General features: G+C 69.9%; 11 protein-coding genes. 5 read left to right on the top strand and 6 right to left on the bottom strand.

Annotated elements, in window-relative coordinates; all coding sequences use genetic code 11:
* Positions 1 to 3: 3 nt before the first annotated feature.
* Entirely contained in the window at positions 4 to 1,602 is a 1,599-nt protein-coding gene (locus tag QSK30_RS12975) for an acyl-CoA carboxylase subunit beta (RefSeq protein ID WP_285502588.1), read from the bottom strand.
* Positions 1,603 to 1,701: 99 nt separating this feature from the next.
* On the opposite strand from QSK30_RS12975, the gene QSK30_RS12970 reads away from it, so the two are divergent.
* Positions 1,702 to 2,523, top strand: a complete 822-nt coding sequence (locus QSK30_RS12970) for a hypothetical protein (protein ID WP_285502587.1) — start codon at positions 1,702 to 1,704, stop codon at positions 2,521 to 2,523.
* A 6-nt stretch (positions 2,524 to 2,529) separates the two neighbouring features.
* On the opposite strand, the gene QSK30_RS12965 is transcribed toward QSK30_RS12970, so the two are convergent.
* The 5 genes from QSK30_RS12965 to QSK30_RS12945 all read right to left on the bottom strand — a co-directional run bounded on the left by QSK30_RS12965 (position 2,530) and on the right by QSK30_RS12945 (position 10,267).
* The gene (locus QSK30_RS12965) at positions 2,530 to 3,675 is read right to left on the bottom strand and encodes an acyl-CoA dehydrogenase family protein (RefSeq protein WP_285502585.1); all 1,146 of its coding nucleotides are present in this window, start codon (positions 3,673 to 3,675) and stop codon (positions 2,530 to 2,532) included.
* Positions 3,672 to 5,342 (bottom strand): acyclic terpene utilization AtuA family protein, encoded by a 1,671-nt coding sequence (locus QSK30_RS12960; protein WP_285502584.1) that lies wholly within the window; start codon positions 5,340 to 5,342, stop codon positions 3,672 to 3,674. Before QSK30_RS12960 ends, QSK30_RS12965 begins: the two co-directional genes overlap by 4 nt.
* On the bottom strand, positions 5,339 to 6,127 hold the full coding sequence (locus QSK30_RS12955; protein WP_285502582.1) for a TIGR03084 family metal-binding protein: 789 nt from the start codon (positions 6,125 to 6,127) through the stop codon (positions 5,339 to 5,341). Before QSK30_RS12955 ends, QSK30_RS12960 begins: the two co-directional genes overlap by 4 nt.
* Before the next feature lie 1,048 nt (positions 6,128 to 7,175).
* Entirely contained in the window at positions 7,176 to 7,805 is a 630-nt protein-coding gene (locus QSK30_RS12950; RefSeq protein ID WP_285502580.1) for a class I SAM-dependent methyltransferase, read from the bottom strand.
* Complete coding sequence (locus QSK30_RS12945; protein ID WP_285502579.1) at positions 7,802 to 10,267, bottom strand: NACHT domain-containing protein; 2,466 nt, start codon at positions 10,265 to 10,267, stop codon at positions 7,802 to 7,804. Before QSK30_RS12945 ends, QSK30_RS12950 begins: the two co-directional genes overlap by 4 nt.
* Positions 10,268 to 10,881: 614 nt before the next feature.
* Between QSK30_RS12945 and QSK30_RS12940 the strand changes: the two genes are divergently transcribed.
* From QSK30_RS12940 to QSK30_RS12925, 4 genes are read left to right on the top strand one after another with little or no spacing between them, the layout of a single operon-like run.
* Positions 10,882 to 11,424 (top strand): phosphoribosyltransferase family protein, encoded by a 543-nt coding sequence (locus tag QSK30_RS12940; protein ID WP_285502578.1) that lies wholly within the window; start codon positions 10,882 to 10,884, stop codon positions 11,422 to 11,424.
* 53 nt (positions 11,425 to 11,477) lie between these two features.
* A complete protein-coding gene (locus QSK30_RS12935) occupies positions 11,478 to 11,993 on the top strand; it encodes a GtrA family protein (protein WP_285502577.1) in 516 nt (171 codons plus the stop codon).
* 30 nt (positions 11,994 to 12,023) lie between these two features.
* Positions 12,024 to 12,797, top strand: coding sequence for a hypothetical protein (locus QSK30_RS12930; RefSeq protein ID WP_285502575.1), 774 nt, complete (start codon positions 12,024 to 12,026; stop codon positions 12,795 to 12,797).
* 20 nt (positions 12,798 to 12,817) lie between these two features.
* Positions 12,818 to 13,267 carry a hypothetical protein gene (locus QSK30_RS12925; protein WP_285502574.1) on the top strand — a complete coding sequence of 150 codons (450 nt, stop codon included), beginning with the start codon at positions 12,818 to 12,820 and terminating at the stop codon, positions 13,265 to 13,267.
* Positions 13,268 to 13,277: the final 10 nt, after the last annotated feature.

The following is a 13,277-nucleotide window of genomic DNA, read 5'->3' as shown; positions in this document are numbered from 1 at the left end:
GGCTCACATCCGGAAGACGCCGAAGCCCTCGGCGCCGCTGATCGGTCCAGAGTGGACGGCGGACAGGGCGATGCCGAGCACCGTGCGGGTGTCGCGGGGGTCGATGATGCCGTCGTCGTAGAGCATGCCGGAGAGGAACATCGGCATCGACTCGGCCTCGATCTGGCCCTCGACCATCGCGCGCATGGCGGCGTCGTGCTCCTCGTTGTAGACCTGGCCACGGCTCTCCGCGCCCTGCCGCATGACGATGGAGAGCACGCCGGCGAGCTGCGCGGGCCCCATCACCGCGGACTTGGCGCTGGGCCAGGCGAACAGGAACCGCGGGTCGTAGGCGCGGCCGCACATCCCGTAGTGGCCCGCGCCGTAGGACGCTCCCATGAGGACGGACAGGTGCGGCACCCGCGAGTTCGACACGGCGTTGATCATCATGGCGCCGTGCTTGATGATCCCGCCCTGCTCGTACTCCTTGCCCACCATGTAGCCGGTCGTGTTGTGCAGGAACAGCAGCGGCGTGTCGGTCTGGTTGGCCAGCTGGATGAACTGGGTCGCCTTCTGCGACTCCTCGCTGAACAGCACCCCGCGCGCGTTGGCCAGCACACCAACGGGATAGCCGTGGATCTGCGCCCAGCCGGTGACCAGACTGCTGCCGTACAAGGGTTTGAACTCGTCGAAGTCCGACCCGTCGACCACCCGGGCGATGACCTCGCGCGGGTCGAACGGGACCTTGAGGTCGGTGGGCACGATGCCGAGCAGGTCCTCGGGGTCGTGGACGGGCTCGCCGTAGTCGGCGCTGGGCGCCGGGCCCTGCTTGCGCCAGTTGAGGCGCGCGACGATCCGCCTGCCGAGCCGGATGGCGTCCCGCTCGTCGACCGCGAGGTAGTCGGCGAGGCCGGACACCCGGGCGTGCATCTCCGCACCGCCGAGCGACTCGTCGTCGGATTCCTCGCCGGTGGCCATCTTGACCAGCGGCGGCCCGCCGAGGAAGACCTTCGCGCGCTCCTTGACCATCACCACGTGGTCGGACATGCCGGGCAGGTACGCGCCACCCGCGGTGGAGTTGCCGAACACCAGCGCGACCGTGGGCACACCGGCGGCCGAGGACCGGGTGAGGTCGCGGAACGTGCGGCCGCCGGGGATGAAGATCTCCTTCTGGGTGGGCAGGTCCGCGCCCCCGGACTCGACGAGGTTGATCGTCGGCAACCGGTTCTGCGCGGCGATGTCGGCCGCGCGGAAGCCCTTGCGCATGCCCCAGGGGTTGATCGCGCCGCCCTTGACCGTCGGGTCGCTGGCGTTGACCAGGCACTCGACACCCTCGACCACGCCGATGCCGGTGACCAGGCTGCCGCCGACCTGGTAGTCGGTCCCCCAGGCGGCGAGCGGGGAGAGCTCGAGGAACGCGGAATCGGGGTCGAGCAACAGCTCGATCCGCTCGCGGGCGAGCAGCTTCCCGCGCCCGCGGTGCCTGCTGACGTACTTCTCACCGCCACCGGCGACCGCCTTGGCGTGCTCGGCGTCGAGCTCGACCAGCTTGGCCAGAATCGCCTCGCGGTTGGCCTGGAAGTCCGCCGCCCCGGGGTCGGCCGACGATCGCAGCACTGTCACCAGCCAACCGTGGCACGGGTCGCGGCAGTTTTCAAGCATTCGTGCTTGATTGTTTCTTGGTCGCTGGACAGTCCCGGCGATCGGGGGCAACCTTGATCCATGGCGGCATCGGGTGAGGACCCCGAGACGATCCACAACGAACTGCACGGCACGACAACCGGATTCGCGTTCCAGGCGAACACCGTCCACGGCGGTGTGCACATCGGTGCTCCCCGAAGGCGAAGACGCACGGCCCTCTTGGCGGCCACCCCGGCGGCCCTCGCCGCCGTCGGGGTCCTGTCCCTCGCGAGCGGCCTCGGCGCCGACCACGCCACCGTCCCGAAGGCCGGGGCGACCTCCGCGAGCGCCACCACCGTGACCACGACCGGCAACGCTCCCAGCTCGGCCCCGCTCATTCCGGGCCAGTCGTCACACCCCAGCGCCCCCGCCGGGACCTCCACAACCGCCGCCCCCCGCGGCGACGGGGCCACCCCGTCGACCAGTGGCGCACCGGGCCAGACCACGACCACCACGCAGCCGCCGACCAGAGCCCCCGAGGTACCCGCGGAAGACCCCGGGAGACTGATCGGCAAGCAGCAGGAACGGCAGGTGGAACTGGTGCAGCAGTACCGCTACAACTGGGTCGACATCGACTACTGGCGCCACGACGCGCAACTGCCCGGCGACCTGCGCATCGACCTCAAGGGAACCTACACCGCCGACGCCGCCAAGCTGGCGATCATCGCCGACCGCCCCCTGGCCAACCGCGACCGCTGCGTGGGGGTGAGCGGGTGGCGCGACCGGGTGGAGTTCAGCGAGCTGCACGTGGGCAGCCAGCTCTGCGCCCGCAGCAGTGAGGGGATCTACGCGTCGATGGAGATCCGCGCGCTCCCCGCCACCGAGCTGGACTCGTTCGTCTTCTACGGCCTGAGCTGGAGCTAGGCGCTACTACGAGGTGAAGCCCAGGCGCTTGGCGGCCAGGCCGGTCATGATCTCGGTGGTGCCGCCGCCGATGCCCAGGATGCGCATGTCGCGGTAGTGGCGCTCCACTTCGGACTCACGCAGGTAGCCCAGGCCGCCGAAGAGCTGGACCGCTTGGCTGGCAACCCATTCACCGGTCTCGACCGCGGTGTTCTTCGCGAAGCAGACCTGGGCGATGACGTCCTCGCCGGAGAGGTGGCGGGTGGCGACGTCGCGGGTGTAGGTGCGGGCGACGTCCACCTTGCGGGCCATCTCGGTGAGGGTGGTCTGCACGGACTGGCGGGAGATCAGCGGGCGGCCGAAGGTCTCGCGGATGCGGCACCAGCGGACGGTCAGGTCGAGCGCGCGCTGGGCCGCGGCGTAGGCCTGGACGGCGAGGGTGAGGCGCTCGGCGACGAAGTTGGTGGCGATCTGGATGAAGCCGGAGTTCTCCGCGCCGACCAGGTTCGCCGCGGGCACTCGGCAGTCCACGAAGGACAGTTCGGCGGTGTCGGAGCAGTGCCAGCCCATCTTCTCCAGGTGTCTGCCGACGGTGAAACCCGGCGTGCCCCGCTCGACCACCAGCAACGAGATCCCGTGCGCGCCCGCGTCGCCGGTGCGGACGGCGGTGGTGACGAAGTCCGCGCGCACCCCCGAGGTGATGAAGGTCTTCGCGCCGTTGACCACGTACTCGTCGCCGTCGCGCTTGGCAGTGGTGCGCAGGCCCGCGACATCGGACCCGCCGTCGGGTTCGGTGATCGCGAGCGAGCCGATCATGGTGCCCGCCAGGGTGGGCCGCACCCACCGGTCGACCTGGTCGGGATCGCCCGCCGCGGCGATGTGCGGGAGGGCGATCCCGCAGGTCAGCAGGGACGCGATCAGGCCGCCCGAGGCGCCCGCGTAGTGCATTTCCTCGACCACGACCATCGCGTCGACCAGGTCGCCGCCCGCGCCGCCGACCGAGACGGGGAACGCGATACCCAGCAGGCCGAGGGCGGCCGCCGACTCGTGCAGTGACCGGGGCAGTTCGCCGTCGCGTTCCCAGGAATCCAGGTGCGGCAACACTTCTCTTGCCATGAAGCCGCGCACGGTCGCCCGCAACTCCCGCCGCTCGGGTGTGTCGAACGGGTTCACAAGAACTCCTCCGGGACCTCGGCGTACCGCGCGCGCAGCCACTCACCGAGCGCCTTGGCCTGCGGGTCGAAACGGGTCGCGGCGGCCACGCCCTGGCCGAGCAGGCCGCGCACGACGAAGTTGACCGCGCCCAGGTTCGGGAACGGGTGCCGCTCGATGTCCAGGTCGGCGGTCTCCGGCAGCAGCTCGCGCACCCGGTCGACGGTCAGGAAACCCAGCAGCCAGGGGAAAGCCTCGGGCCGACGCACCCACACACCCAGATTCGCGTCGCCGCCCTTGTCCCCCGACCGCGCGCCGAGCACGGTGCCCAGCGGAACCCGCCGACCCACCCCGAACTCGCCCGGTGACGTAGCCTCGACGAACCGCTTGGGCACAGGAACACCGTCGGACCAGGGAATGCCGCGCCTCGATCCGTCCGGGAGCACCGCCACGTGTTCAACGGCGGCCCGCGGGACGTACTCCGGCCGGTAGACACCGACCGGCGAGCCGTCGGCAGGTGGCGCGGTCAGCGTGAAGCCAGGATAGCTGGCGAGCGCGAGTTCCACGGTCGCCCGCGAGAACGCCTTGGCCCGAGCCGGATCCGGGGTCTTGATCGTCGCATGCAACAGCGCGCTCGCGGCTTCCTCGGTGTCGGCGTCGACGTGGTCGGTGCGTGCGAGTGTCCAGGTCAGACCATCGGCGCCGACTGCCGACTCCAGTTGCCGCTTGACCAGATCCGCTTTCGCTTCCACCTCAAGTCCACAGAGGACAAATGTGGCACTGTTGCGGAACCCGGCGAGCGTGTTCACGCACACCTTCACGGTCTCCGGCGGCGGTCCACCGCGCACACCACTGATCCGCACCCGATCAGGCCCGTCGTCAGCCAGCACGACCGAGTCGAACCGGGTCGTGACGTCCGGCCCGAGGTAGTCCGGACCTTGGATCTCGTAGAGCATTTGCGCGGTAACGGTTTCCCGCGTCACCGCACCACCGGTACCGGGGTGCTTGGTGATCACCGACGAGCCGTCGGCGAACACCTCGGCGATGGGGAACCCGGCGTGGTCCAGATCGACGATCTCGGTGAAGAAGGAGTAGTTGCCCCCGGTCGCCTGGGTGCCGCACTCAATCACGTGCCCAGCCACCGTAGCGCCGGCCAGGGCGTCGAAATCGCTTACACCCCAACCGAAGTGCGCCGCCGCAGGACCCACCACCAGCGACGCGTCGGTGACCCGACCGGTCACCACGACATCCGCTCCCGCATCCAGACAGGCCGCGATCCCCCACGCACCAAGGTAAGCATTGGCCGTCAAGGCGCCGTCCAGACCCAACTCCGCTGCGCGCGGGAGCAAGTCATCACCCTCCACATGGGCCACCTTGACCGGGATCCCCCGATCAGCGGCCAACGCCCGAACCGCCTCCGCAAGCCCCGCCGGATTGAGCCCACCGGCATTGGTGACGATCTTGACCCGCCGCTCGGCAGCAATGGCCAGCGACTCGTCGAGCTGCCGCAGGAACGTCTTGGCGTAGCCACCGGCGGGATCCTTGAGCCGCTGACGACCGAGGATGAGCATGGTCAACTCAGCCAGGTAGTCACCGGTCAGGACGTCCAACTCGCCACCGACGAGCATCTCGTGCACGGCCGACAACCGGTCACCGTAGAAGCCGGAAGCATTGCCGATCCGGATCATGCCTTCGCGCGCCCTTCCCCCGGCGGCCCGGCGAACGCCTGCGCGATCCCCAGCCACTCGTCCGCATCCGCGCCCACGGCCACCAGATCGGTGTCATCGCGGTGCACCCGCTGGGTCACCAGCCGGCAGAAGTCCCAGGCACTCCCGCTGACCCGCTGCGCGGCATCCTCGGGTCCCCACACCCACACACCGCCACCCGGCCCAACCAACTCGACCCGGAACTGCTCGGTAGGCACTGCCTTGGCGCGCACCAGATACGCGAAGTCCCGAGTGCGAACACCAAGATGCGCAACATGGCGGATACGCTCGGTCGGTTCTCGCTTGATCCCCAACGCATCCGCGACATCACCCGCGTGCGCCCAAGTCTCCATGATCCGCGCGGTAGCCATCGAGGCCGGACTCATCGGCGGCCCGTACCAGAGCAACTTCGCCCCAGCGGGCACTCCCGCGAGCGCCCCAGCCAGACCGACCCGCAACTCACGCCACCGCGCGAGCAACTCGTCAGGCGGCAGTTGGGCACCATCCGCCGCGCCCTTATCGACGAACTGTTGTGGGTCACCACCGGCCAGCGCCTGAGTGGTCTCGGCGATGAACCCGTCCGGATCAGTGGCGGAAAGCAGTGCCCGCTCATCAGTCCAGGCCAGATGCGCCACCTGATGCGCAACACTCCAACCGGCAGCGGGCGTCGGCGCACGCCACTGGTCGGCACCCAGGTCAGCGACCCACGAGTCCAACTGGTCACCCTCAGCCCGCAAGTCAGCGAGCAGCCCGCCTAGGTCGATCACCTCCCCACGGTCGCACGCGGGCCGGCCGTTTTCAAGCATTCGTGCTTGATTGTTTTTGGCCTGGGTGGCGGCGAGGTGCTGACCTGCAGGTCAGGCCGTGCCTGCACACCACCAGCCACACCGACACCACTCCCCACAGCCGCCCACCACTCACCTCTCGCCCCCGCTCCGCCTCCCGCCTCCCGCCTCCCGCCTCCCGCCTCCCGCCTCCCGCCTCCCGCCATCACGGTGCACACCAACCAGCGGCCCAGCCACCCATCACCCCCAGCCCAGCCCAGCCCAGCCCAGCCCAGCCCAGCCCAGCCCAGCCCAGCCCAGAAGCAAACACCACCCTATTTCTTTTTCAATCCCTTTCCCTAAATCTCTAAATGCCGACCTCGCTGGTACGCAACACCCGTTACTTTTGTGCTCGATTGGGTGGACTGCCTTCGTGTGGGGGGAGGCGACCGCTAAACTTGCCTCAGTGGTGGGGATGCCCTTCTCCCCACGCTTTGTCCCCACGCGGTCGCCTAGGGGCCCCACGCGAAGGCAGTCCAGCCAATCGAGCCCCGCTCTTACTTGGGCAGCTCGGACGGTGTGCCGCACACCGACCTACGGTCGACCTGGATGGTGGCTCATCGCTGGGGCTGCCCGAGGAAAGATAGGGGGCTCGATCTAGTGAACTCGCTTCGTGCGGGGCCCCTAGAGCACCGCGGTGGAGAGAAAAGGGCAGGTAAGGGCATCCCCACCCACGGCAAGTTTAGCGGCACTCTCCCCCCACACGAAGCGAGTCCACTAGATCGAGCATCCGTAGCGGGGCCGGCGGTACCAGCGGGGGCGGCCTATCCGCTGCGGATGGGTGGGTGGTGGCGGGCGAGTCTGGGGTAGGTCCTTGGTACCAGCGGGGGCGGCCTATCCGCTGCGGATGGGTGAGTGGTGGCGGGCGAGTCTGGGTAGGTCCTTGGTACCAGCGGGCTCGGTTTGTCTGCTATGGGTGGGCGGATGAGGTGAGCCGGGGTGGGTGGTGGTTCTGTTCTGCTGAGGTTCGAAGGCGGGTGGGGGGTGGGAATCAGTGGGGTGTGGCCGTGAACCAGGTTTGATCGCTGGTGAGCCAGTTCTGGAAGGTCAATCCTGCGTGCGCCAGCGTCTTTGTCAGGTCTTGTTCGGATAATCGGACTGCCGTGAACGGCTGTTCCCAGTGCTCGTTTCCCGCCCGGTAGTGCACAACCGCGCTGAGCCGGTCATTCTCTCTCCGTATATCTGCCATCGCTATTTTCACCGGACCGACGTGCCCAGCAGGTCCATTCTCCACTGTGTCGAACCAATTAGGCGGATGCCACTGGATGACGGCGTGCCCGTCATCGGCCAAGTGGTGTCTGACCGTTGCCAGTAGGCCTTTAGGGTCGGGTGTGTTGATCAGGTGGCTGGCCAGCAGGACTCCCCCGAACCGCCTGGTGAGCCGCAGATCCTCGATGCGGGCGCACACAGTCGGGACACCTGTCTCGGCGAGCATGTCCGGTGAAGCGTCTACCGCCAGTACCGGGTGTCCCAGCTCGACCAGTCTACGTGCGATGCGGCCCGTGCCGCTGCCCAGGTCGAGGACGTTCGTCCCTGCCCGGATGGCCGTGTGGACGATCTCGGCTTCTCCTGCCGCAGGCAAGAGTCGGTACAGGTCGACTGGGCTGCCGTCGATGGTCATACCCGGATCCGCAGCTGCAGCACCTCGATGCCCGGGAGTTCCGGCAGTGGGAGCTCTCCCGCAGGTGCCACCAATCTGCGCAGGTCGGGTAGGGCGGTGATGCGGTTCAGATCTTCGGCGTCGGGTGGCCAGTCCAGGATCAGCGTCCGTACGCCGAGCACTGACTCGAAGTTGACTCGGCGGGCGCCTGCGGCGATGGTGAGGTGGCGGACGTGCAGGCCTGCGGGCAGCGACTGGTTGTCCAGCGGGCCCGCGGTGAGCCGGAGGCTGTGCAGGGTCTTGCCTGCCAGGCCCGACAGGTCGACCTTGGTGCGCAGGCCCGAGACCACGAGTCTGCGCAGGTCTGGCAGCACCGCCAGGTCGACCGGCGCGTTGCCGAGGAAGGCCGAGCACCGGTCCAGGACCAACACGCGCAACGACGGGGCGGTGCGCAGTGGTGCCAGCACTGTGCGCTGGTTGTCGCGCAGGGTCAGGTTTCGCAGGTGGGGCAGGTCGGCGATCGGGTGCAGTGCGGCGTTCTCGCGCAGTGCCAGCATGGTGATCGTGCGCAGGTGGCCGATGTGCTCGATCCGCCTGCCGTTCGGGAGGCCGACCCTGAACCGGCGGAAGTCGATCTCGCTCAGGACGTCGCGGGCGTAACCCTCGTAGTCGCCGAGCCTGCCCCAGACCTCCAGCAGTTCGTTGAGGATCCGGCTGGTGGGGCGCGCGGTGAACTGCAGGATCTTCTCCAGCACCCCCGGCGGGTTCCACTGCGCGGCGATCCGGGCGGCGGCGCGCACGACCAGTGCGGCCTCGCGGTCGTCGAGCCCGCACGGGCCGGGGAGCAGGTCCAGGACGAACGGGCCCGCGGCGGCGAGCTGGTCGGCGGCCGCGGTGGTGCGGGGTGGGATCAGGTCGGCCATCGCGTGCTCGACCAGTGCCCGGACGTCCGGCGCGCCCGCCTCCTGCCTGGGCAGCACCGTGGTCTGCTCCAGGATGGCCGCGGCCAGCAGGAACAGCGCGTCGCGGTGGTCGGGGCGGCCGCGGCCGCGTTCGATCAGGCCGCTGAGGATCCGGGTGCGCTCGACCGGGCGGGCGTGCGCGCCCGCCATGACCACCACGTCGTGCCAGTGCGGCTCTTCGGCGCGCTCCAGCAGCATGGTGATGTTCTCCTCCTCGACCACCTCCTTGGCGGCGAGGTGGTCGAGGAACGTGCGGTGCACGAACTCCAGCGAACCGTCGGGCAGCTCGCGCAGCAGGCCGCTGTGGTGGGCGAGGTAGTGCCAGACCCGCGCCGGATCACCGCCGCCGCGCAGGCCGTACATGCCGGATTCGACGCGGCGGACCGCGACCTCCGGGCTGAAGACCGGTTGTCGGTTGCCGACCAGCCAGTACGCGAGTCGCTGCAACAGCTTGAGCAGTTCCTCGTCGCCCAGCGGCGGCTCGACCGCGGGCTCGGCGGTGTCGTCGCCGCGCTGCCTGCGGCGCATGTGCCGCCAGCGGACCAGCAACAACTCGAGGGCCGCGTCGTAGACCTGCTTTCGCTTCTCCGGCAGGTGCTCCCCGCGCACGAGGTGCAACGCGCACAGCAGGCCGCACAGCAACGGGTTCGCGCTCATGCCGCGCAGCGTGGGCCGGTTGGACAAGGTGGTGAGCAACGCGCGGCCGCACACCCGCAGCCGCTCGCGGTCCTCTCGGCCCGCCTCGGTGTCCGGCTGGTCGGACTCGGCGGCCGCGTGCCAGCCGGTGACGTACTGCTCGATGTTGTGCCTGCTCATCGGCAGCAGGTCGAACCGCTGGAAGCCGCGGTCGACCCACCACTGCTCGGCCCGGCCGGAGGGCCGGGTGGTGACCACGCAGCGGGTCGCGGGGTAGGTCTCCAGCAGGCTCTCGACCCAGTCCTCCACCCGGGATCGCTCATCCGGGTGAACTTCGTCGAGGCCGTCGAGCAGCAGCAGGACCCGACCCTGGTGGAAGGTCCGGGCGGCCCAGCCCTCGGGCAGCACCTCGCGGATCGCCTGCCCCACCTGGCGGGTGAGGTCGGGTGGGCCACCGTGGGCGAGCTCGACCACGAACGGCACCGTGCCGTCCGCGGCAAGAGCGGCTTTCACCCCCAACCAGCGCAAGAGCGTGCTCTTGCCCGAACCGGCGACGCCACGCACCAGGGCATACCGGTGGTCGGCCAACGCGTGGTCGGCGACAGCGCCCGCGCCCACCGTCGCGCCGTCGCCAGGACCGCGGCGGGTGAGCGTCATCGGGACGTAGCCCGCGTCGAACCGGTGCCTGCGCACGATGCCGCGCGGGTCGACGCCGAAGAACTCGAACCGGTCGAGCGCGCGCGCCGCCACCTCTCGGTAGCGCCGCGCGACGACGTCGTCTGCTGGCAGCCCTTGCTGCGCGGGCAGGACCACGGTGTTGATCATGTGCGCTTGCACGACCGCGCCCGCGACGTCGCCGTCGAAGAAGTTCCCCCGGTCACCCATACCCGCGATTGTCCTCGCCTGGGCGCGGCCGTGTGATCAACAAGACCGGCATGACCCGATCGAGACCCGCCCGGTGTCTGCGGTGATCCTTCCGGGTGCCATGGCGGCGGATCGTGAGCTCTTTTGGGTGGCTGCTTTGGGGTGGCTCGTCTTGGTGTTGCCGTCTTCGTTGCTTGGGTCGCGAGGGTGGGCTCGGTCTGGTGGGTTTTGCGGCTCTGGGTTGCCCGAGTTAACGACGGGGGCTCGATCTAGTGAACTCGCTTCGTGTGGGGCCCCTAGAGCACCGCGGTGGTGAAAAAAGGGCGGGTGAAGGGCATCCCCACCACACGGCAAGTTTAGCGGTGCTCTCCCCCCACACGAAGCGAGTCCACTAGATCGAGCATCCGTAGCGGGGCCGGCGGTACCAGCGGGGTCGGCCTGCCGCTGCGGTCTGGTGGGGGGCGGCCTATCCGCTGCGGACCAGCGGGGTCGGGATCTTGTCATGAACCAGCGGGGTCGGCCTATCCGCTGCGGTTGGCGGGGTGGGGGCGGGGTTCAGCTGCGGTACCAGCGAGGTTGGCGGTACCAGGAGGTTGGCGGGGGTGGCGCTTCCCCACCAGGGCAGACTCAATCCTGTGCGCGATCAGCTGCGGCAGGCGTTCCAATGGCTCGGTGACCGCACCGACGACACCGGGTGGGCCGATGTCACCGGCTGGTGGCGCGATCCGGCCCTGCTGGCCGCGCTCGGTCCCGCGCTGGGTGACCTCTTCTCCTTCCCGGTCCCCCGTCCGACGGTCGTGCTCGGCCTGCAATCGCGCGGCATGCTGCTCGGCGCGCTAACCGCCGCTGCCCTCGGGGTGGGGTTCGTCGAGGTGCGCAAGGAGCCGGAGCAGCTCGGTGACAGCGATGCCTGGCTGGTGGCGACCACTCCGCCGGACTACCTCGACCGCCACCTCACCCTCGGTGTCCGCCGCTCCCGGCTCTCCCCCGCCGACCGGGTCCTGCTGGTCGACGACTGGGTCGACACCGGCAGCCAGGCGCTCGCCGCCCAGGCCATCGTCGCGCGCGCCGGTGCCACCTGGCTGGGCATGGCGGTCGTGGTCGACTCGTTGGAGCGGCACGACGTGCGGCGGGACTTGGGCGTGCGGTCGCTGCTGCACGCGCGCGAGCTGGGGTGAGGCGTTTGCCCGCGCGTTGGCGGCTGTCCACCTGGGATTGCCAGACTGGGGGCATGTCGGTCAGGGGTGCGGCCCGCGCGCGGCGGCGGGTCGATCGCGGGGAGCGGTTCGCGGTGGCGATGGCCGCCGTGGCGCGGCGGTTGCCGTTCGGGTTGTCCAGGATCGTGCCCGCGAGCCTGCTGGGGTTCGCGGTGATCAACGGGTTCACCTTCGCCGTCGACCTGGCGCTGCTCACGCTGATGCACGGCGGCCTGGGCTGGCCGCTGCCGGTGAGCATCACGATCGGGTACGTCTGCGCGTTCGGGCTCAGCTTCGTGCTCAACCGGGCGTTCAACTTCCGCTCGCACGCCGACGTCGGCCCGCAGGTGGGCCGTTACGTGGTGGTCGTGGCGGTCAACTACCTCGCCTGGATCCTCGGCGTCGGGAGCGGCTTGGCCGCCCTCGGCGTCGACTACCACCTCGCCCGGGTGCTGGCCGGGGCCTGCGAGGGCGTGTACATGTACTGCGCCATGCGCTGGATCGTCTTCCGCGAGAAGTCCACAGTGGACACGACACGATCGGACGCGTAACACCCGGCCCCGTGCGGCGAATTCCCCTGCATGGGCGCCAAGAGCGAACTCCGCCGGATCGCCGTGGCAGCGGGCGCGGCCGTGCTGCTGGTCGGCGCGCTCGTGTTCGGGTTGCCTCTGGTCGTGCGGGCCGACCACACCCTGGCGGAGCCGCCGACCGAGGAGGAGTACTACATCTCCCCCGACGCCCCGCCGGAGAGCAGGCCGCGGCCCAAGCCCGCACCCGGGCAGGAGTGGCTCCCGGCGGGCGCGCACCCCGCCACCACCGACTACGCCGAGGTCGAGCGGCTCGCCCGGGGCTGGAGCAGCGCGATCGGCCACCGCGTGGGCGAGGTGGTGCCCCTGGCGGGCACCGTGACCCCGAGCTGGTTCGTGGCCGAGGGCTCGGACCGGCTGACCACGCGGGCCAAGCGCTACCTGGGGTTCCTCGGCTTCACCCTCGACGGCGCGCACTACGGCCTGTCGTTCACCATCGGCAGGCCCGCGGTCGGTCTCCCCGGCCCGGAGTGGGTGTGCGCCAACAGCCTCGGCCAGTGCACCCGGTCCGCGGCGGCGAGCGGCGAGCTGACCACCGAGCGCTGGACCGAGGCGAACGGCCTGCACAAGATCGTCGCGGTCACCCACTTCCGCCAGGACGGCACCGTCGTCACCGCCTACGCCCACAACTGGGACCCGTTCGTCCAGCCCGACCAGCGCCCCGACCAACCGCCCGTGCCTGTGGCCGAACCCGTCTACCAGCCGAGCGTGCCGCTCACCGACGCGCAGCTGACCGCGCTGGCGACCGACCCGGCGCTCACCTTCTGAGGTCCGATAAGGTCCGCGGCATGCGCAGGATCGTGCTCGCCGGGTTGGCCGCCGTGCTCGTCGCGGGGTGCTCGACCGACACCCCAGCCCCGGCCGCACCACCGAACCCGCAGGACACGCTCACCACGCTCGACGACCTCCTCAAGCAACCCTGTGCCACCCGGGCGATCGACAGCGGCAGCCCGGCCGAGCCGATCGCGGATCCGTGGACCTGCAAGGACTACGTGCGACGCCTGCACGACCTCGACGGCCCGCTGACCGCCCTGGGCAAGGGCGACGCCGAGTTCGGCCGCGAGGTCGACTCGCTGCGCGGCCTGGTCACCGAGTTCCGCGGCGACCAGTTCCGCTGCGGCGAGACCAACACGCCGATGGCGGCGGCGTGCGGGGAGCTGCTGGTGTCGATCCGGCAGGCGCTGGGCTACGTGCGCGACGAGACCAGCAGCCTCGCCACCGTGGAACCCACACCCTGAGCCCACGTCC

This window comes from Actinokineospora sp. NBRC 105648, from assembly GCF_030269645.1.
Classification (GTDB): Bacteria; Actinomycetota; Actinomycetes; order Mycobacteriales; family Pseudonocardiaceae; genus Actinokineospora.
Note: the sequence above shows the minus strand (reverse complement) of the source record. Positions and strands in the feature narration are given on the sequence as shown.

Excerpts from the sequence above, each read along its gene's own strand:
- QSK30_RS12970 (WP_285502587.1), top strand. The coding sequence starts at position 1,702 with ATGGCGGCATCGGGTGAGGACCCCGAGACGATCCACAACGAACTGCAC.
- QSK30_RS12960 (WP_285502584.1), bottom strand. The coding sequence starts at position 5,342 with ATGATCCGGATCGGCAATGCTTCCGGCTTCTACGGTGACCGGTTGTCG.
- QSK30_RS12950 (WP_285502580.1), bottom strand. The coding sequence starts at position 7,805 with ATGACCATCGACGGCAGCCCAGTCGACCTGTACCGACTCTTGCCTGCG.
- QSK30_RS12945 (WP_285502579.1), bottom strand. The coding sequence starts at position 10,267 with ATGGGTGACCGGGGGAACTTCTTCGACGGCGACGTCGCGGGCGCGGTC.
- QSK30_RS12935 (WP_285502577.1), top strand. The coding sequence starts at position 11,478 with ATGTCGGTCAGGGGTGCGGCCCGCGCGCGGCGGCGGGTCGATCGCGGG.
- QSK30_RS12930 (WP_285502575.1), top strand. The coding sequence starts at position 12,024 with ATGGGCGCCAAGAGCGAACTCCGCCGGATCGCCGTGGCAGCGGGCGCG.
- QSK30_RS12925 (WP_285502574.1), top strand. The coding sequence starts at position 12,818 with ATGCGCAGGATCGTGCTCGCCGGGTTGGCCGCCGTGCTCGTCGCGGGG.